The 19,985-nt window shown below is 39.9% G+C and carries 22 protein-coding genes; 15 read left to right on the top strand and 7 right to left on the bottom strand.

Going from position 1 to position 19,985, the window contains the following annotated elements; translation table 11 throughout:
- Positions 1-49 precede the first annotated feature (49 nt).
- The 4 genes from MIC7126_RS0119495 to MIC7126_RS0119480 all read left to right on the top strand — a co-directional run bounded on the left by MIC7126_RS0119495 (position 50) and on the right by MIC7126_RS0119480 (position 1,859).
- Positions 50-778, top strand: coding sequence for a PD-(D/E)XK nuclease family protein (locus MIC7126_RS0119495; protein ID WP_017654849.1), 729 nt, complete (start codon positions 50-52; stop codon positions 776-778).
- Complete coding sequence (locus tag MIC7126_RS0119490; protein ID WP_017654848.1) at positions 778-990, top strand: hypothetical protein; 213 nt, start codon at positions 778-780, stop codon at positions 988-990. Before MIC7126_RS0119495 ends, MIC7126_RS0119490 begins: the two co-directional genes overlap by 1 nt.
- 116 nt (positions 991-1,106) lie before the next feature.
- Complete coding sequence (locus MIC7126_RS0119485) at positions 1,107-1,352, top strand: hypothetical protein (protein WP_017654847.1); 246 nt, start codon at positions 1,107-1,109, stop codon at positions 1,350-1,352.
- 228 nt (positions 1,353-1,580) lie between these two features.
- Positions 1,581-1,859 (top strand): hypothetical protein, encoded by a 279-nt coding sequence (locus MIC7126_RS0119480; RefSeq protein WP_017654846.1) that lies wholly within the window; start codon positions 1,581-1,583, stop codon positions 1,857-1,859.
- Position 1,860: 1 nt separating this feature from the next.
- Here the strand turns inward: MIC7126_RS0119480 and MIC7126_RS0119475 are convergent, their stop codons facing one another.
- Positions 1,861-3,003, bottom strand: coding sequence for an IS4 family transposase (locus MIC7126_RS0119475; protein WP_017652111.1), 1,143 nt, complete (start codon positions 3,001-3,003; stop codon positions 1,861-1,863).
- 18 nt (positions 3,004-3,021) lie between these two features.
- Between MIC7126_RS0119475 and dnaN the strand changes: the two genes are divergently transcribed.
- From dnaN to MIC7126_RS0119430, 9 genes are all read left to right on the top strand, one after another.
- On the top strand, positions 3,022-4,149 hold the full coding sequence (gene dnaN, locus MIC7126_RS27905; RefSeq protein ID WP_081603049.1) for a DNA polymerase III subunit beta: 1,128 nt from the start codon (positions 3,022-3,024) through the stop codon (positions 4,147-4,149).
- 99 nt (positions 4,150-4,248) lie between these two features.
- Positions 4,249-5,514 carry an IS701 family transposase gene (locus MIC7126_RS0119465; RefSeq protein WP_017651096.1) on the top strand — a complete coding sequence of 422 codons (1,266 nt, stop codon included), beginning with the start codon at positions 4,249-4,251 and terminating at the stop codon, positions 5,512-5,514.
- 92 nt (positions 5,515-5,606) lie between these two features.
- Positions 5,607-6,911, top strand: a complete 1,305-nt coding sequence (locus MIC7126_RS0119460) for a DNA polymerase III subunit gamma/tau (RefSeq protein WP_017654844.1) — start codon at positions 5,607-5,609, stop codon at positions 6,909-6,911.
- Between the two features lie 109 nt (positions 6,912-7,020).
- A complete protein-coding gene (locus MIC7126_RS0119455; protein WP_017654843.1) occupies positions 7,021-7,383 on the top strand; it encodes a DUF6876 family protein in 363 nt (120 codons plus the stop codon).
- Positions 7,384-7,385: 2 nt separating this feature from the next.
- Positions 7,386-7,751, top strand: a complete 366-nt coding sequence (locus MIC7126_RS0119450; protein WP_017654842.1) for a hypothetical protein — start codon at positions 7,386-7,388, stop codon at positions 7,749-7,751.
- A gap of 3 nt (positions 7,752-7,754) precedes the next feature.
- Positions 7,755-9,545, top strand: coding sequence for a 3'-5' exonuclease (locus MIC7126_RS0119445; RefSeq protein ID WP_017654841.1), 1,791 nt, complete (start codon positions 7,755-7,757; stop codon positions 9,543-9,545).
- Between the two features lie 82 nt (positions 9,546-9,627).
- The gene (locus MIC7126_RS0119440) at positions 9,628-10,770 is read left to right on the top strand and encodes an IS4 family transposase (RefSeq protein WP_017652111.1); all 1,143 of its coding nucleotides are present in this window, start codon (positions 9,628-9,630) and stop codon (positions 10,768-10,770) included.
- A gap of 50 nt (positions 10,771-10,820) precedes the next feature.
- Positions 10,821-11,039: a hypothetical protein gene (locus tag MIC7126_RS0119435; protein ID WP_017654840.1), complete on the top strand. Its 219-nt coding sequence runs from the start codon at positions 10,821-10,823 to the stop codon at positions 11,037-11,039.
- Positions 11,040-11,041: 2 nt separating this feature from the next.
- Positions 11,042-11,461: a hypothetical protein gene (locus tag MIC7126_RS0119430; RefSeq protein ID WP_017654839.1), complete on the top strand. Its 420-nt coding sequence runs from the start codon at positions 11,042-11,044 to the stop codon at positions 11,459-11,461.
- Between the two features lie 66 nt (positions 11,462-11,527).
- On the opposite strand, the gene MIC7126_RS0119425 is transcribed toward MIC7126_RS0119430, so the two are convergent.
- The 3 genes from MIC7126_RS0119425 to MIC7126_RS0119415 all read right to left on the bottom strand — a co-directional run bounded on the left by MIC7126_RS0119425 (position 11,528) and on the right by MIC7126_RS0119415 (position 14,194).
- Positions 11,528-12,145, bottom strand: a complete 618-nt coding sequence (locus MIC7126_RS0119425; RefSeq protein ID WP_017654838.1) for a Uma2 family endonuclease — start codon at positions 12,143-12,145, stop codon at positions 11,528-11,530.
- Positions 12,146-12,220: 75 nt separating this feature from the next.
- Positions 12,221-13,345: an aldo/keto reductase gene (locus tag MIC7126_RS0119420; protein ID WP_017654837.1), complete on the bottom strand. Its 1,125-nt coding sequence runs from the start codon at positions 13,343-13,345 to the stop codon at positions 12,221-12,223.
- A gap of 351 nt (positions 13,346-13,696) precedes the next feature.
- Positions 13,697-14,194 (bottom strand): bifunctional nuclease family protein, encoded by a 498-nt coding sequence (locus MIC7126_RS0119415; protein ID WP_017654836.1) that lies wholly within the window; start codon positions 14,192-14,194, stop codon positions 13,697-13,699.
- 340 nt (positions 14,195-14,534) lie between these two features.
- On the opposite strand from MIC7126_RS0119415, the gene MIC7126_RS0119410 reads away from it, so the two are divergent.
- The gene (locus MIC7126_RS0119410) at positions 14,535-15,194 is read left to right on the top strand and encodes a riboflavin synthase (protein ID WP_017654835.1); all 660 of its coding nucleotides are present in this window, start codon (positions 14,535-14,537) and stop codon (positions 15,192-15,194) included.
- Between the two features lie 164 nt (positions 15,195-15,358).
- Here MIC7126_RS0119410 and MIC7126_RS0119405 read toward each other — a convergent pair whose 3' ends face one another.
- Together MIC7126_RS0119405 and MIC7126_RS0119400 are read right to left on the bottom strand one after the other, a co-directional pair.
- Positions 15,359-16,870: a M23 family metallopeptidase gene (locus MIC7126_RS0119405; protein WP_017654834.1), complete on the bottom strand. Its 1,512-nt coding sequence runs from the start codon at positions 16,868-16,870 to the stop codon at positions 15,359-15,361.
- A gap of 89 nt (positions 16,871-16,959) precedes the next feature.
- Positions 16,960-17,772 carry a biotin--[acetyl-CoA-carboxylase] ligase gene (locus tag MIC7126_RS0119400; RefSeq protein WP_017654833.1) on the bottom strand — a complete coding sequence of 271 codons (813 nt, stop codon included), beginning with the start codon at positions 17,770-17,772 and terminating at the stop codon, positions 16,960-16,962.
- 70 nt (positions 17,773-17,842) lie between these two features.
- Here MIC7126_RS0119400 and pgeF point away from each other — a divergent pair, with 70 nt between their 5' ends.
- On the top strand, positions 17,843-18,616 hold the full coding sequence (gene pgeF, locus MIC7126_RS0119395; RefSeq protein ID WP_017654832.1) for a peptidoglycan editing factor PgeF: 774 nt from the start codon (positions 17,843-17,845) through the stop codon (positions 18,614-18,616).
- Here the strand turns inward: pgeF and MIC7126_RS0119390 are convergent, their stop codons facing one another.
- Positions 18,617-19,729: an amidoligase family protein gene (locus tag MIC7126_RS0119390; protein ID WP_017654831.1), complete on the bottom strand. Its 1,113-nt coding sequence runs from the start codon at positions 19,727-19,729 to the stop codon at positions 18,617-18,619.
- Positions 19,730-19,985 lie beyond the last annotated feature (256 nt).

The raw sequence follows: 19,985 nt of genomic DNA, 5'->3' as shown, positions 1-19,985 counted from the left end.
CGATATCGCTGACGCGCTTCTCTCTTGAACTTATCCAAGAGAGAAATATATGAATCAACTAAACTATGAACTGCTGGAACTATTAGAGAAAAATACTCAAAAGTCTCAGCAGTATTTTGTTGAGCAAAAATTTCCACCCCACTATTCTGAAAATACCACTCAACAAAACTTGGGCAGACAATTCCATCTGCTCATGCAACAGTTGATGATGGAATTACCAGTCGAACCATTTCTGACAGCTTATCCAAAAATGGCTCATTGGATATCCCAGCTTCAGTTAATCATCAATATTCCTTCTGAAAGTAAACAATATAATGTTAATCTCCAAAAACTCATTTTTGACACATTTATCACCGCTAAATATGACTTGTTAATTGAGAGTGGAGAGAAAATAATAGCTGTAGACTGGACATCTGAGAGATACATTCAGCAACCAGAAAACCTAGAGAAATCATGGCAAACTCAACTACGATTATTTCTCTTAGCAGAAACACAACAAATTACACCTGATAACATCTCCATAATCTACTGCTTTGTCAATGAAGATGATTATTCCACCATCTACCAATTTGGTTATAGCCAAGAGAAACATGATGCTTTCATAGAGCGATTAGCAATGACATTATCAAAACTACCAAGCATCATTAACAGCACCAATCATTCCGAGTCATCAGCAGAAAATAGCATAAATGAACATGAATTAAATTTACAAAAGTTTCTCAAAAGAGAAATAACAGCTACTGAATACCTAACTACTGTTCCAGAAGTCAAAATCTAATGTCACAAAATCAATTACCATCTCCACCCCCCAGTACTCCTATTACAAATCCAGAAGCGCAGTCTGTGCAAACAGCGATTCAAGTTTTACGGAGAGTGCATACCACTATCCATCAAATAATTGAACACCTGGATAGAGGCTCACCTATTTATGCGAAACAACAGATTGCTCAAATTATCAGTTGGTTAGCTAATGCCTTGATGATTCTTTAACAAACTTCGGTGGGTTTAAGTAAGAGGCAACAACCACGCCGCAAGTTTTGTGGTGGGGTCTAAATCCCCATTACAAAACTGTACTTCCGACTTCCGACTTCTTTAATATATTACCAATGTCACTCGCAAAACAATATCTCGAACAACTCCACCAAACTGCATCCCAATTAAGTGAAATTGCCAATAGTATGGATCTGGATGCTAAACATCTAATTCAAGAAAATTCACAAACACATGGCAAGTTTGAAGACCAAAATATTGCCAACGATACCTTGTTTGCTATTTTATGTTCCATTAACCTAAAAAATCTTGCAGAAAATATGATTACTTACTGCGAACAAAGGTTATCGGATATGCAGTAAACAGTGCTTTAAAAAGTGGGTGAACAAGCTGTTACGCATTGAAATTGTACATTTGCTTGATGATTGTTGACTGCTGACTGTTGACTGTTGACAGTTAAATGTATTTTGACAGTCATTAGTTAACCGTCAACCATCAACAGTTAACATTTAACGACAACAAAGAGTGTTTACGCAATGTTTTGTCGCACATTACCTTATCACACCCTATGAACAATGAAGATAAATCTAATGCTCAACATCACCAGGGTAGAACTGAGTAGTGATGGATGGACTTTTAATATTCTCTCTCCCAGAGTTGCCACTATCACTAATCCATTAGGAGAAATAAAAGTCTCTTACTTTGGATTTGATTCACTAGAAAAAGCCAATATATTTAAGCAATGGCTCTTAAAAAACCAAAAATGCTCTGTTGCAACTGTGAGGAAATCAGAAAGATTGTCAATGGCTTTTGAGTGTAAGGCGTGGGCTGTGCCGACAGAGCTAATTGCTGAAGGGGAGACGAAATAAGCTACAATATAGATTCAATAAGCTTCATGGCTCTTAAACCTTGTTGATAATGCTTCCACTTATTACGATTAATTCTCATTAATTGTGTGACTAAATCAATACAGCTATCCTTGAAATGTACCCATGTTTGACCATATAAGCCGATATAAAAACTACTGTGTCTCCGTTGAGAACGACTCCTTTCTTTAATCCGAGCTATATATTTTTGGATTCCTTTGCGTTTAATAAGTTGACCATTAATTGTTGCAGAGGTGTAAGCGATCGCTATCAACAAAACTAGAGAAATAAAACGTTCACCTTGAACATTAGTGTTTTCTAAGTTATAGCCACCTGTTTTGAAATCTCTAAACATTTCTTCAATATCAAATCGCTTTTTGTAAGCAGCAATTGCTGACTCTAGGGTGTCAAAATTTGTTAAAATAAACCATGCTTCTTTGGGTGCTACTCCGTTAATTTTACGTTGCCACTTACCAGCCACATTAAAACTGATAAAACCCTGAGTCTTTGTTACCTTAACTCCCTTGATAAAAAAAGATACTCCAGGAGTTAATCCTAAACTGCTTAACTCCATAAACATATCTTGTTTAATTTCTACAAATTCATTCTTTTTCAATCGCAAACAAAAATATACATCCTTGCTCTGAAGGTACTTTGCTAGTTTTACCGAGCAAAATTCTCTATCCCCCAACACACAGATTTTATAATCTTTCAATATTGCTATAACTGGCGATAATATTTTCTGCTGTTCCGTGAGATTACTACTACCTAATTTGGGCAGCAAACTAAAATATATTGGTATGGCTCTTTTATCCCAAATCACGCTGACCATTAATAAGTTTATCCGACTCCAATTAGTCCTATCAATTGCTATATAAATAATTTTTTCATTCTGGAAGTAGTTTGCTATTAGTTCTTGAATAATTGGCAACCAAACTTTTTCAATTGTGAGATTTGGTAATGATAAAAATCTTTGTATTCTTTTTCTTCTGCTTTCAAATTTAATTCCCAAAGGTAGCGCATTCGCTAATTTTTCTAAAGTTACTTCTTTGATTGACTGCAACAGATGTATCAAAATTTTTAGCAACAGATATTCTGCTAAACTCAATTGACTTTTTAAGTGCTTTTGGTACAATATAGCTAACATTATCATTAAGTAGGTCTTATTGACAAAACTAGACCTACCTTTTTCTATCACAAAACGCTACCCATCTTATACACCAAGCTTTTTAGGCTGTTTCGTCTCCCCTCCAGGATTATTGCACTACCAGCCGTCAAACTTTTACAAGCATTAGAAGCAACACTATTTGCTGCAAGTCATGATGAAACCAAGTTAGTTCTAGCTGGAGTAAATTTTAAATTTAGTAGAACAAGTTGGGAGGCTGCGGCTACTGATGGTCATCGTTTAGCAGTCGCTTCTGGCACTATAGAATCTAATGAGAATGCACAGGATGGAACTGAGTTAGATACACTAGAAATCACAATTCCTTATCAAATACTTACAGAATTGCAAAAGATTCTAAGTAGTGTGGGAGAAAACTATGAATGCACTATTAGCATTAATAATGGAATTGCAGTATTTGATTTACCATGTATTCAGATAACTAGCAGATTACTAGAAGGACAATATCCCCAATATTCATCTCTCATTCCCCAACAATTTCAACATCAATTTACCACAGATAGAAAAGTCTTTGATAATGCTTTGAAACGAGTAGGAATTGTTGCTGACCAAAAAGAAAAAATTGTTGCTGTCAAGTTTGATTACACCAATCAACAAGCGACGTTATCTACAGAATCTCAAGATGTCGGTGGTGCTGTTGAATCTATTTTAATCAAGTCAGAAATAGATCATCCAGAAAACTTACAGATTGCTTTCAACATAAAATATGTTGCTGATGCGTTAAAATTCATTCCTACTGATGAGGTGATTATTAAGGCAAATCAACCCACTCAACCCGTTATCATCACTCCTGTTGGTGGCATTCTCAATCAGCTAATTCTGGTGATGCCAGTACAGTTAATTTCCATAAATAAAGAACCTTCTACAAAAGAGAATGTCTCAGCGACTGCGGAAGAAATTCAGGCGACAGAAGATGTCTCACTAATAAATGATGAAGCACCGTCAACAATTGAGATAGCTGCCGAGGTAATAGAAGAAACTACTCTTATAGCAACAAATCTTTCTGTACCAGAATCAACGGAGGAGACTACAACAGAAGAAGCAATAACATCTACAAATCCTCCTGCTACCAAACCTAGAGGCAGAAAGAAGAAAACTCAAGCTGCCTAATAAACAACTGTTAAACTCCTAACGGGACTTAAGCAAAAAAAGAGAGCAAAAGAGGTTATAATGCAGATATAGCATAGGTTTCACGTTAAAATAAGCCTGATGAAAGAGACAACTCCCACAGCCATGCCCCCATGCTTTGAAAAATGGTGTCAAAGGTTTGATGATGTATTTAATCATCAAGCGCAAAAAAGGGAGTTCAGACATTATTTAGGGGGATTATTGGGGGAAAGTGAGAGAAAAAACCTGTTACAGATGGCAGGAAACGCCATAGGGGTGAATTACCATAGATTACACCACTTTTTAACAGATGCACCTTGGTCGGCTAAAAAGCTGAATGAAAGACGCTTGGAGGTAATGAACAAGTGTAGTCAAACTAGAATTAATCGGGGATTTAGCTTGATAATTGATGATTCAGGGCATAGGAAAAGTGGTAACTTGACTGAAGGAGTTGGAAGACAATATATTGGAGAAATCGGTAAGACTGATAATGGAATAGTAGTGGTAACAAGTCATTTATATGATGGCAGAAAAAGCCTACCATTAGATATAGAGTTATATCAGCACGCTGATTCATTACCACAGGGGAAACAAGACCCATTATTTGAGAAGAAAACCGAGATAGCAATTAAGTTAATAGACCAAACAAGAGAGCGAGGATATCAACCAGGAATAGTAATTGTAGATGCGGGATATGGTAACAATACATCATTCCTATTAGAACTAGAAAAGCGAAACTTAAAGTATTTAGGAGGAGTAGCCAAAAATCGGAAAGTCACAATTAGTAACCAAGGAAATTATCAACAAACAATCAGGCTAGATGAATTAGCACAGACGTTGCCCCAAGAAGCTTTTAGCGAAATTAAACTCAAATTAGATAAATCCCGAACAGTGTGGGTAGCAACAAGACTTGTAGAGATATCACGTCTAGAGGGACAGCGAAGTATAGCTATCGTGATGAATGCTGATACTTTCTCAAATGCCACTGATATCGACTATTTTATCACTAATGTTTCTACATCTGTTGTCACTCCAGAATGGATAGTCAACACCTATTCTCAACGAAATTGGGTGGAAGTTTTCTATCGAGAAGCCAAAGGCTTTCTCGGATTAAAAGAATATCAAGTCCGAGATAAAACTAGTCTCATACGACATTTTATCCTGGTTTTTTGTGCCTATACTTTTATTCTTTGGCATCAGCTGACTGGGGGTTTGAGACGTAGGTGGGCAACTAAACCTTTGAACACTTTTACTGATGCTTTAGAAGCGTTTAGAACAGCGATTTCTTTCCGTTTTTTTGAATGGCTAACCATTAATCGTGACGTATTTGCCTCTCATAAAGCCAGTTTCGGCTTTATTTGGGCTTAATTTTTGTTTAAGTCCCGCTAAGCTCTCTAGTGATATATGAGCTTGGGAGCATTCAATATATCTGCATTTGAAAGATATCTGCATTTGAAAGAATGACATACCAACCACTTCATCTCAAATATCGTCCTCAATCCTTTGCTCAACTTGTTGGTCAACAAGCGATCGCTACCACACTCACCAACGCCATCACTTCAAAGAGAATTGCCCCGGCGTATCTGTTCACAGGCCCAAGAGGCACAGGAAAAACCTCCAGCGCTCGCATTCTGGCAAAATCTCTCAACTGTCAACATGGTGACTCTTCCACTCCTGAACCCTGTGGGCAATGCGATTCATGTAGTGCGATCGCTAGTGGATTATCTCTGGATGTAGTAGAAATAGATGCTGCTAGCAACTCTGGCGTAGAGAATATCAGGCAGATTATCGACCGTGTTTATGTTGCACCTGTCAACAGTCGTTACAAGGTGTACGTTCTGGATGAGGTACATAGTCTCAGTTCCCAAGCATTCCAGGCTCTTCTCAAGACTTTGGAAGAACCTCCTCGTAATGTAGTATTTGTCCTCTGCACCACAGAAGTTCACAAAGTACCTACCACCATTGCCTCTCGATGCCAAAGGTTCGATTTTAAAAGAATTGGTGTTGATGATATGGTGAAACACCTAAACTACATTATCTCTGAGGAAATAATCGATATTACTCCAGAAGCGCTGCTGCTGGTAGCACAAATGTCTTCTGGATGTTTGAGGGATGCTGAGTGTTTGCTAGATCAACTCAGTCTGCTTAACACTACTATCACCCCTAATTGGGTATGGGAATTAGCAGGTACTGTACCAGAGTACGAATTGCTAACACTGGTGGAGAGGATTCAAGAAAATAACAGTGATGCAGTGATTGCGATTATTCGCAATTTACTGGAGTGGGGTAAAGAACCACTGGTAATTCTGCAAAATCTCACCAGCTTCTTGAGAGATATGTTGATTGCCAAAACATCTCCCAACAATCAAAAGATGGTGACACTTACTGAAGACACTTGGAAGGAATTGTGTGAAATCACGAAAAATTGGGATAGCACAACCATCTTACTCGCCCAACAACATCTCAGACAATCCGAAGTGCAAGTGAAGCTTTCCACTCAACCACAATTATGGCTAGAGGTGATCATTCTGGGGCTGCTACCTTCTGCTAACTGTACTACTCCGGCTACATTCATTCCCATGAGAGACAATCCACCGTGGACTAACTGGAAAACACCTGGTGATGCGATCGCCTGGGCGCAAGAACAACTACCTCAGATGAGCATCGAATCTCTGCAACAACAGTGGAATTCTCTCACACCAATTAATGGAAAAAAAGCGCCCGCTTGGGTAGAAATGGTAGGACAGTTGATAGCTTCCAGGTAAAACTCTCACAAATTCTGATTGCCAATCCCTCAAAATGAGGGGCTTTTTGTTATCAGCAATTGATGGCTAACGCCTTTTGCTATTGAAGTTATAACACACAACTTAAATCATGATTAACCAAGACGATTTAGCCCACTTCACAGGTTCTTCTACAAACTTTAAACACTGGTCTAAGAAACTCTTATATACAGAGGGTATCCAATTTGTAGCGGAAGAAGCTCAAGCCTATTGGCTGATTGATGCTATTGCCTCTTATCAAACAAATGAACTTTTATCGAAACATCCAGAACTCAAAGAATTTCAACTTTGGCAATTGGAAGTTAATACCGATAAAACAGCAGTTCTCACTTGTGGTGTTGATTCAGATTGTCATCCAGATGTAGTGCAAAACATAGAATTTACCGACTTTCCCCTACAACAAATCAAGCTTTATGTCTGCCAAACAGTATTGATGCTACCGAGTGAGTATTAAGCATGGAAATTTCTTGTCAAACTGAAGATAAAACAGTCCATCATCAACAACTAAATAAAGTGGAAGAATTGGGTGAATTTATCTACACTCACTCAACCACAGATTATTACCTAAATATCAATTCCATTACTTACCATTTGCAGAAAATATCTAGATATGAATCATTAGCTAGATACGATCCACGAAACTACCCCAAAATCTCTCTTAATCTGGAAGGACGCATACTACCTCAAGAATTGACCATTACTAGTTTAGATGATTTCGACTATTTCCTATCTCAGCATCCTTCTCTACACTACTTTTTGGAAATCAACTCAATCGTTTTCCGAATGCGGAAATTAGGAAACACTAACTACTTCACTGAATAAACAATGGATGCTGCTTACAATCCTCGTAACTTTATTACCAAAAGTGGCAACAAAATTGTAGTTCAAGAAAACAAACTAGATATCTTTTATACAGACGATGCAGAACATCCAAAATGGCAACCAATAAGAACAATTAAGCCATATAATACCCTGAAACAGATGATACTTGATATTGAAACATCAGGGCTGATATCTGGAACTGAGCGCATTTTAGCTATAGGATGCATGAATGAATTGGGGGAGTATTTTGTATTCATGGAAGAAGATGAATCAAAATTGCTTCTCCAATTTATCTCCCATTTTCAGCGCACATCACCTGATGTAGTTCTGACATATAACGGTACAGAATTCGATTTACCATTTATCATTCATCGGTGCAAAATCAATGGCATACCACATCCATTCACAATCTCCTCTAAATCTAGAACTATCAGAACGGCACAGGTATTTGGCAAGCCGATTGAGATTCGAGAAATATTCATTAGAAATAGCCAACACGTTGATGTATATATCTGTGTATTAAGGTGGGATTTTGTAATCAAATCTCTCTTTAATAGCCATTCCCTCAAAAAAGTTGTATTGCAGATGGGGTTAAGAGAGCATGAAAGATTGGTGCTAACTCACCAAGAAATTCAACAGTGTTGGAGTGGTGGTTCAGGTTCTAGGGGATGGCAAAAAATTAGGGAGTACCTGATTTATGATTTGGAAGACACGAAACTGATTGCTGATAAATTGGTTCCTTCCTATCACTATGAGTCTCTGATAGTACCAAGGATGAATCTGCAACAGCTTTCTCTAACTGGCAATGGTACTAAATGGCAACGGGTACTAGAAAGCCAATACCCAAGTTATGAACCAACAACCGATCGCAAGATGAAGTTTGAGGGGGGTTTGGTGATATCGATATCTGGATTGCACCGCAGCATTGCCAAAATCGATGTTTCCAGCCTCTACCCCAGCATCATGCTTAAATATGGCATTTGCTCTCGCAAGGATACACGCCGAGTAGGATTGAGTATTCTAGAGTATCTCACCAAAGAACGTCTCAAACTCAAACAACTGGGGAAAGCTGGGGATATGAGTGTCAAACAAGCGGAAGGTTCTCTCAAAGAACTGATTAACTCCTTGTTTGGCTTTTATGGTACTTCTGGTGTTGGCTTTAATGATATGGAAGCTGCTGCACTAGTAACAGCTTACGGCAGACGCATACTGCGATTCATGATTGATGTGATTGAGAAAGCAGGGGGTGTGCAGGTGGAATCTGATACTGATGGTATTTTCTTCTCTCATCCCAAACCGTTAATGGTGTTTGAAAATCTACAGAATTCTTTACCACATGGTATCAATATAGAATTGGAAGTTCTAGCCAAAGCTATGTTTGTTCCTACCAGAGGAGCCAAGAACTATATCCTTTGGCACGAAGATGGGAAAATCACCACTAAAGGTTCGTGGCGTAAACGCGATCGCTCTCGTCTTGAGAAGCAGTTTCCTTTGAATTACCTTACTCAATATCTGGAGTCGAAAGTCAGCGCCGAGAAATACTACCAAGAACTGACAAAAATCATTGCTTCTGGGGAATTCCCACTTGAAGAATTGCAAATCACACGCAAAATAAAAAAAGGCGAAAAGACTCTTCTTGCTCTTGGTAATACTGGTGATATTGTCACTTTCTATCAGGGTTTTCAAGGAATTACCAATTCTGCCCCATATTCCAGTAGCTACTATTTAGGACTGATTACCAATAAACGAGATGAAATTCTCTCAATCATCTGGAGGGGAGACGAAACAGCCTAAAAAGCTTGGTGTATAAGATGGGTAGCGTTTTGTGATAGAAAAAGGTAGGTCTAGTTTTGTCAATAAGACCTACTTAATGATAATGTTAGCTATATTGTACCAAAAGCACTTAAAAAGTCAATTGAGTTTAGCAGAATATCTGTTGCTAAAAATTTTGATACATCTGTTGCAGTCAATCAAAGAAGTAACTTTAGAAAAATTAGCGAATGCGCTACCTTTGGGAATTAAATTTGAAAGCAGAAGAAAAAGAATACAAAGATTTTTATCATTACCAAATCTCACAATTGAAAAAGTTTGGTTGCCAATTATTCAAGAACTAATAGCAAACTACTTCCAGAATGAAAAAATTATTTATATAGCAATTGATAGGACTAATTGGAGTCGGATAAACTTATTAATGGTCAGCGTGATTTGGGATAAAAGAGCCATACCAATATATTTTAGTTTGCTGCCCAAATTAGGTAGTAGTAATCTCACGGAACAGCAGAAAATATTATCGCCAGTTATAGCAATATTGAAAGATTATAAAATCTGTGTGTTGGGGGATAGAGAATTTTGCTCGGTAAAACTAGCAAAGTACCTTCAGAGCAAGGATGTATATTTTTGTTTGCGATTGAAAAAGAATGAATTTGTAGAAATTAAACAAGATATGTTTATGGAGTTAAGCAGTTTAGGATTAACTCCTGGAGTATCTTTTTTTATCAAGGGAGTTAAGGTAACAAAGACTCAGGGTTTTATCAGTTTTAATGTGGCTGGTAAGTGGCAACGTAAAATTAACGGAGTAGCACCCAAAGAAGCATGGTTTATTTTAACAAATTTTGACACCCTAGAGTCAGCAATTGCTGCTTACAAAAAGCGATTTGATATTGAAGAAATGTTTAGAGATTTCAAAACAGGTGGCTATAACTTAGAAAACACTAATGTTCAAGGTGAACGTTTTATTTCTCTAGTTTTGTTGATAGCGATCGCTTACACCTCTGCAACAATTAATGGTCAACTTATTAAACGCAAAGGAATCCAAAAATATATAGCTCGGATTAAAGAAAGGAGTCGTTCTCAACGGAGACACAGTAGTTTTTATATCGGCTTATATGGTCAAACATGGGTACATTTCAAGGATAGCTGTATTGATTTAGTCACACAATTAATGAGAATTAATCGTAATAAGTGGAAGCATTATCAACAAGGTTTAAGAGCCATGAAGCTTATTGAATCTATATTGTAGCTTATTTCGTCTCCCCTTCAGCTATCAAGCATAATTCGAGGATAAATAAAATGGGTTGGTTTAGCAAGAAAGGTAGTCAAGATTACGGTAATTATCTGCCCAACGAAGAAGCGACATTACAAGAAGAAATGATTCCTATCCAAGCAAGTAGTGATGATCAAGCTGAAGAGATATGTAAAGAAGAAGCAAAAGCCTATGACGGATTTGACTCCAAAGCTACTAAGATAGACGGCAAAGAATATGACTGCAGATTTAAATTCTGGAGTTAATTATGAATAGATTATTGTGTGAAGACTGGACTGATGAACCCCCAAACATAAAATTTATTTCCCAGACAATGCCTTCATCCCCTTGCCTATCTCTTAATGGTAGCGGACATGCGCGCATGTCTCTTGATAATTTTATTAGAGATTTAAATAGAGATGTAGAAAAACAGCAGGGACATTATTTTGTTAGGGTTTTAGGACATGGTAGGTCAAACGATGAGGCGGATATTTATACTCTACAAACTTGGCAAATTTGCTTACCAGAAGACGGTACTTATGAAGCTGTGATTTTGCTATACTATGCACCCATCAACCAGTATTTGACTCTCAAAAAGCATTTTGGGCAAGAAGATGCTCAAAAATACCTGGATAAAATTGCAGCCAGAAATGCAGTTGTTAATGCATTAGCTGAAGTCTTAGATTAATCGTCAAACAATTATTAAACTGGTCTTTTTAAAATAAATAGATAAATCGAGCAAGGAAGCGATCGCTCACCCCAACTCCTCACCATCAACTCTTTCCTCTGCAAATTCTACAACCTCAAATTTAACCTTGTTATATACATCCTCTAAAGAAATTTCAAAAGGTACTGTGACAAGAGAAACTTTCTCGTCTTCTTCGTCATATTCACGCAGCGTCCATTGCTTTTTACCAGTTTTAGAAAACTGATCTATGTGAATCCGGTTTTGGTCAATCAAAAGATATTCTTGGAAGGTAGGAATTGTTCGGTAAGCCTGAAATTTATCTTCACTGTCATAGGCTGCGGTTGATTTTGATAACACCTCAATAATTACCTGTGGATTGACAATTATATCTTTGCGGTTATTCCAAAATTCAGGTTCATCCACTAGAATCATTACATCTGGATACGTGTAGGTACGCTTGGGTGGTGTCCACAGGCGCACATCACCCATATAAACTCTATTATTTTGCTTTTTGAAAGCAAAATTTAACTCTGTACTTAAGTTCAGGGCTATTTGGTTATGATTGATTGTTCCACCCGCCATAGGAATTATTTCTCCGTCAATATATTCACTTTTGTAGTCAGCAGCTTCTTCTAGTTGCAGATATTCCTCTGGGGTGAAGTATCGCTGTTGTGTTACTTGCATAGTTTTTTTCCCAATACCTAAAATTAGTTTAGCGTCTTTGGAGCAACTGAAAACTTATAATTGATAACTATTAAATTATCCCCACAATCTTCTCCCAGCTTTGCCATTTAATGTCTCATGAGCATCTTGCAATAAAGCTGGAATATTTAATTCTTCAGGACATCTTGGTAAACAATCACCGCATTCTGTACAGCGGTTAGCTTTCATTCCGGGAAACCAATGACCTGCATTTTCAAACATGCCATAACGATATTGTCCATAATCTGTCATATCGTAAGCTATAGACAAATTTCGTAATCGTAATACCTCTGGTATATGGATGTTTTCAGGACAAGGCAAACAAGCGAAACACTGACTGCATTTGTCAGTTAATAAAGCATTTTTTTGCTGATTTTCTAATCTTTGAAAAGCTGATATTTCTGCTGTACTCAGTTCGCCGCAATTATCAGCAACCTGCAACGGGTTAATTAATTCTTCTGGGTTAGCTGGCCCTACACTCAAGGTTGTAATTCGCGGATCGCTGAGTAAAAATCGATAATTTAATTCTAGAGGTGAAAACGGTTGACACAATTGTTGTAGTTTTGGTGGTGGACTGTAGAGTCTTCCTCCTTTGTCTGCAGGAGAAATGATAAAAACGCCCATATCTTTCTCAACTGCTAACTTAATTGCTGGTGCATTTCGTTGGAAAAAATAGTAATAATGCAGATTGACAAATTCAAATAAATCTGTGTTAATTGCCGCCTGAATTACTTCTAATGAACCGTGGCTAGAAAAGCCTACATGTTTTATCCTTCCATCATCCACAGCTGCTTCTACAGCCTGTATGCAGCCGGTTTTAACTAACTCTAAATGTTCCCAAGTATTCAAGCCATGAATTCCTAAGCAATCTAGATAATCGAGTTGCAATTTTTCCAAGGATTCATCAATAAATCGATGCATGGTGTCAGCATCGGGTGTAGGAGGAATTTTGGTGGTGATGTAGAGTTGGGAACGGGGTACAGATAACCCTGTTTTGAGCGCTGCTCCCAAATATTCTTCACTTTTACCGTATCCTCTAGCTGTTTCTATATGATTAATGCCTAGGGCTAAAGCTTGCTCAATAGTTTGTTGAACATTTTCTTGATTAACTAGGTAGCGCATTGCACCTAGAGAAAAAACAGATAAGTTTAAATTAGTTTTACCAAAGCGTCGGTATTGCATAGCGTCACTCGATGCGAGGATTTTAGATTATTGAGGTTAGTGGCTAGAAAATAGGATATGGAGACTAGTACAGCACGGTATAAATAAGGCTACTATTGTAGAACTGTAAAAAGCATATAGTATATACCTCTTACTTTCATAATTCATACTTTATACTTCAGCCTTCTTGTACTAGCTAGGCTCTACCTCATCTAATTGGGAACTGCTATAAAAATTGGAAAAAAGAAAGTTTAATTAATGCAAGAATTTTGAATTAATAATTTTGAATTGGAGCGCAGCGAGGGAGAGTCTTGAGTGCAGAGGAGCCAGTGCGTTGTAGGGTTCCTCCGCACTTAACACTCATGGGTTTATTTAACTTTCACCGTCGCCAAAGCGCTTGATTAAATCTTCGGGGCGGATGTTGGAAATAAATTCGCGGAATGCTTGTTGTTCGGCTTCATCGGCGTCACGATCAACGGGAATGGAGGCGTCAGCAACAACCTCTTCCATCACCCAAATAGAAGTATTAGTGCGAAGGGCGATGGCGATCGCATCGCTAGGACGCGCATCAATTTCTTTTTTCACCTCTCCCTGCTGCACAATCAACGCTGCATAAAACGTGTCTTTTTGCAACGAATGAATGATTACTTTCTCTAAAGTTAAGTTCCACGTCTCTAGAATATTTACTATGAGGTCATGGGTTAAGGGTCGCGGAGGCTTTTGATTCTCCATTGCTCCCGCAATAGCCCTAGCCTGTTCCTGACCGATATAAATTGGCAGAGCGCGGCGATCGGCAGCATCTTTCAAAAGTACAATGGGGCTGCGGGTGATGGCATCTAATGCTATGCCAGCGACTTTCATTTCAATCATTGGCGAAGCCTCTACAATCCTTGGTGTACTTGAGTAATAAGTAACAAATGATACCCACAATGGGCTAGCTTGGTGGCAGGAATTAACATAGGCATTTGTTCTCTATAATTGCTTCTATTAAACTCCGAACTTGATGTGAACACCAGAGTAAGTCAAATTGGTCTACATAGACAATAACCTTCTTACCCAAGTATGCCTTGTGAATGATGTTAATGTGTTAATAACCATATAAAATATAGAGTCAAAAATTATACTAAAAGTTTTTCATTTGGCTGTGATATTTACTAATGGATTTTCGACAAAATTAGACAATAAATAGAGTTAGTTTAGCAAAAAAGCTGTGTTTACAGGATTAATCCAGGCTTTAGGAACAATCAAACCCCTAGGGGGCGATTCTTGGCAAATTACTTGCCTTAGTCAGTCTTGTGAAATCGTGATGCAAGACCTAGCTAATGGTGACAGTGTTGCAGTTGATGGTGTTTGTTTGACAGTAGAAAAAGTTTTAAAAAATGGATTTATTGCCACTGCATCACCAGAAACTTTGCGGCGTACGACTTTGGGAGATGAGCGATCGCCACAAAAATATGTTAATCTTGAAACCTCGTTGCGAGTGGGTAGCAAAGTCGGTGGTCATTTCGTCATGGGTCATGTAGACGGAGTGGGTCAAATGCTAGCTGCAGAGCAAACAGCTACTTCTTGGGAAATGACATTCACCGCACCTGAAGCGATCGCGCGCTACATAGTTCCCAAGGGTAGCATAGCCGTAAACGGTATCAGTCTCACAGTCGCCGCTTACGAACCAGAATTGTCCCAGTTTACAGTGGCGGTAATTCCCCTCACCTACGCCGAAACGAATCTCCGCTACCTGACACCTGGCGACGTGGTAAATCTGGAAGGAGATATCCTCGGTAAATATGTAGAAAAATTCACTTCTCCCACTAACCAACACTCAAAAGAAGAGATTACACCCACATTCCTAGCGGAACATGGGTATTTGTGAAAAGCTGAAGTATGAAGGCTAAAGGCTAAAATGTTCGGCGTTGGACATAACAATTCTCAGTCACGTGAGGTACACTCGTAGGGGCACGGCACTGCCGTGCCCCTACACGCGACTTACAACCCTCATCCTAGCCTGCGGCGAGCCGCTTTGCGCCTTCATCCTTCCTATTTGCCTGGGCGCTGTTCAACCTGGGCTGTCCGCAAAGATTGAACCATTTGGCTGAGGGCGGTTTGTAATTGCACACCGGGGTCAGTTGCAACCCAGCCTTCTGGTGTCAAGTGGCGGACTTCAAAATGCAGGTGAGGGCCTGTGGAGTTACCCGTGCTCCCAACTCTACCGATGACAGTTCCTGGTTCCACCACTTGACCGGGTTGGACAAAGATTTCTGACAAGTGACCGTAGAGAGTTTGTTGAGCGGAACCGTGGTTAATCACCACGGCTAAACCATAGCCACCTTGCCAATCTGCTGTTTCCACTTGACCTTTACCAGCGGCTAAAACTGGTGTACTCATTGGCGCGCCTAAATCCGTACCAGCATGGAAACGGCGATCGCCTGTGATCGGATGAATCCGCCAGCCAAACAAAGAAGTAATTGGCGTGGGGACAGTAAGGGGAAACATCATTCCCGAACCACTATAAGCAACTCTGCCTGTGTAGGCAATTTGCGGTAGTGTTGACGCCAGGGGAAAATCATATGCTACGGTGCTAGGACGAGGTGCGGCGTTACCTTCTGCCATTGGCTCAGGTAAAGCACCACCACTGGGTGCTATGGGAGTAGCATTAATTTTTGTGGGGGAGAATTCGCTGGGCTGGGGAATATAGCGATTGGGGCGAAAGGCTTTGGTAGTTGCATCAGTAGCAGCAACTCGTTGAGGCGATCGCCAATTGCTATGATTCACTGTTGGGACTGGGCGACGCACAGCGGGAATATTCGCCACTTGAGTATTTTGACTTTTTTTCAACCAACTGGGTGTTGTTTTGCTGTGGACAGCCAGGGACTGATTGCTCGCAGTGGGTGCTTTGGCGCAGGGAGAAGCTCCTTGTCCCGCCGGCAAAGTTGCTTGACAGCCGCTAGAACGTTCTGTGATTACCACGGAGTTTGGTGCTTGATATTTGCCTACAGCGTCATTTTTGTATTCTGTAGGGTCAATATAAGCGTTATTGTAATCTTTAGTTTTTTCTTCTGTTCTAGTAGCAGTGCTATTGGTGTTGTTTGCTGGCTGGGTAACAACTGGAGCCTTTTCTGGTATTGAGCGGGGCGAAACTGGTTTGGCTATTTCTACTTGAGGCTTCTCCTCCCTCACATTAGCAGGTGCGGTTGGGGCAGATTCTACCTGGGGTTTGGATTGGGCGACTGGTTCTTTTGCTGGTGACACATTTCGGCTTCTGAGTCTTTTTCTGAGCCTAGTTTGCCTTTGAGTTATTTCCGGTTGTGGTTGGGTGACTTCGGGTGCAGCAATATTTTCTTTAACTGGATTTGTCGCTGCTGGTTGAGAATTTTCAATAGTGGGAACGATGTTGTCTATAGATGTTTCTGTTTGAGCTAACACGAAGCCACTGCTAAGAAGGCTAACACTGCCAAGCCAACAGAGACTCTGTGCTGGGAGCGTGGAAGCAAAGCGTTTTTTTGTCATATTTTGCAAATGATTATGGGCAGAGTTAGAGCGCTGCGTCATTTTTTCTCTCAGTTGTGTTTTATTGCCTAAAGAGATGATGCCAGTGGTTTGTCATGCCCAAAGAGCTAAATTGTGAACAAACCTAAAAGTTAGACGAAAGTTTTACGGTATCCCAAACTGATTGTACCGGGTTGGACATAAATTTCTGGTGTGATTAGTTTTTTGGCATCATCTGTTTCCAAATTTACCCTTAAGTTACCTTCAGCAGTCACCCCGACTATAGTGCCAGAAAGGTCATTGATCCGCACCTGATCGCCAATGTTGATCAATAAGTCTGAATAATGAGACAAGATGATGCTTATTCCTTCTTCAAAAAGACACTGCACCCCGGATTCTATTCCTAGTAAAACTTCACAGGTGAGCATTTCTAGACAAGATATCGGGGGAAAATTCTGAGAAGCTTGCCAGGATACTAAATTAATTCCCGTTTCTGGTACTGGGTTTGCCCAGTTGATACCTACACCAATCACTGCTTGAGTAATTTTACTTTGGTATATTTTGGTTTCAGTGAGAATACCACCGAGTTTACGTCCTTCTAAGACTAAATCATTTGGCCATTTAATTCCGACGCCAACACCACATTTTTGCAATCGGGCGGCGATTCCCCAAGCACTAGCTAAAGTTAGTTGGTAAGCGTTGCTAGCTTCTAAGTCGGGGGTAATGGCTACAGAAAGGTATAGCCCCCCAGTTGCAGAGAGCCACTGGCGACCCCATTGTCCCCTTCCAGCAGTTTGTTGTGTAGCAATTACTACGCATCCAGCACCAGCGCCCTGTTCTAATAAGCTGTGTAGAGTTTGGTTAGTCGAAGCGACACTAGTAAAAATATGTAGAGAAAACGGTAAATATTCGTACTTACGCCCGGCTTTCAGGGCTGCTGACAATTTTTGCTGATCAAATCCCACGGAGTTTACCTAAATCCGGCTGTTCAAGTTAACATGAATTGGCTAGTTTTCTGTTGAGGTTTGGTTCAAGATGCACACTTGGCACTGGCGCAATGGGGATGAACTGCCTTACCTGACTTGTAGTCTGTTGGAGTTTTGGCATCACGGCTTCTTTACCCAGCAGTTTTGGCCTTGCTCACCAGCGGAGTTAACAAAGGTGTTGCAACCAGAAGCATCAGTTTATCGTTTGAAACAGGTTCATGGCAATACTGTATTCACGCCGTCGGAAATTGATTCTCTCTTAAGCACGATCGCGGATGATTTAGTTTCGGCGGATGGTTTAGTGAGTGAGCAACCGCTACAAGCTGTTTGGGTGGCTAGCGCTGATTGTACTCCTGTGTTGATTGGAGATGTGAAAACTGGACAAGTGGCGGCTATCCATGCGGGATGGCGGGGAACGGCTAAGAAGATTGTTCCAGAAGCGATCGCCCGTTTACAATCTCAAGGTAGCCAGTTAGTAGATTTACGTTTAGCACTCGGCCCAGCGATCGCTGGTGAAGTTTATCAAGTTTCCGTTGAGGTGGCTGCTGAGGTTGGGGCTAGTATTATATCACATGACGACCAAAAATATATCATTGAGGCATTACAAAATTTCCCCAATTCACCACTGTTAGCAGACCCGAACCCAGGAAAAATCCGCTTGGATGTGCGTCGGGTGAATTGCTTACAGTTGGAAAATTTGGGGATGAGTGCGGAACAGATAGCGATCGCACCTTATTGTACTTTTCAAACTCCAGAGAATTTCTTTTCTTACCGCCGGGAGAAGGAGAAAAAGGTACAGTGGTCGGGGATTATCAGCAGGTAATCATACCACGCTAGCAGCTATAGATAACCAAATTTGGCGAAAATCTTGACTTATGGGCAGAATATTGAGAAAGTCTACCACAGTTTCTAATTTCCATGCCCAAGGTGCGACAGGCGCTATTTTAGGCGCTGACACTGCATAGTTAAGAATGGCTTCCATTAATGCGGCTGATGCTATCACAGGTTCTGGATCTAACCAAGCGGGAAAAATCCGAGCTTCAAAAGTGAATTTGTCGGGAATGGGATGAATTAAGTTTTTCAGGTTAAAGTCGCAGTATTTTGTTAACTCCAGTTTGCCAAGATATTCTTGGACATCAAACCAAGACATCTCACAAAAATCAGGATCATTGACTAAGATTAACAACTCTTCATCCCAAGACCCCAAACGTGTGCAATGAGGGTTAGTTCCCACCAATTTTTTGAGAATTTCCCCGTATGTCCACAAAATATTGACTAAGTTAGCGAAGACTTGTGGAGAGCATAATTTGGTAGCATCAAAATGAAAGTGTGTTGCACCTTCATAGGGAATTGTAAAACCCAATGCGCGCGCCTTGTCGAGGAGCAACTGCAAACACTGGAAATGATTGTGATCGATGGGTGGGGTAATTAATTCACAAGGGCGTTCTCGTTCTCCTGGTAATAGTGCAGCGATCGCAATCGGATTACCTGTATGATCAGCTACACGCACCATCCCACCAGGCCCTACTTCTAATTCTGTCGCAAATAAATCTGCAATTGGCTTGAGTACTTCAGTGGAAGCAGCTTGAGGATCAGCTTGACACATAACTAAGTGTAAAAGTCTGGTATCGTCGCTGACAATTCGATACCATTCCGACTGTGATTGTTGAGTTTTGTCTAAGTCGTTTTGGAGAGTCAGATCATCGACACAGCGCACAATCAGATTTCCTTGCGGATCAATCACCTCAAATCCCAAAGTCAGATTGTGAAACAACGGCGTTCCTGGAACATGACTCGGTTCAGATTGGGGATAAAAGATGCGATGGACAAAGCCATGATATTGTAGAGCGATCGCCTCTGCTAAATCCTTTCTGCTCAGTCCTTTCGGCGCCATTAGCTCAATTTCAAAACCGATTTTCCAATTTAACTCAGACATCACTTAAGACGAGTAATAATTTAATTTGTGAAGACAGCTAATATTTGACTAGAGACGAAGCAAAAGCAACGTCTATACTGGGTGTTATCTTCCAGAAGACCGAGCATATTGCAGTGCATAAAGTATTTTCATTAATTTGTTGTGCGAATGCGGCATTTATAGAAGTGCTCAAAGAAGTGAATAAGGTTAATAATAATAGAAAAATCTGCAATTTGTATTTCATTGGGAATTCCTCCGACAGGTTGATTTTCAGTTG

It is taken from the genome of Fortiea contorta PCC 7126 (assembly GCF_000332295.1).
In the GTDB taxonomy this organism is placed as follows: Bacteria; Cyanobacteriota; Cyanobacteriia; order Cyanobacteriales; family Nostocaceae; genus Fortiea; species Fortiea contorta.
The sequence above is the reverse complement of the archived record's forward strand: the minus strand, read 5'-3'. Positions and strand labels throughout refer to the sequence as shown.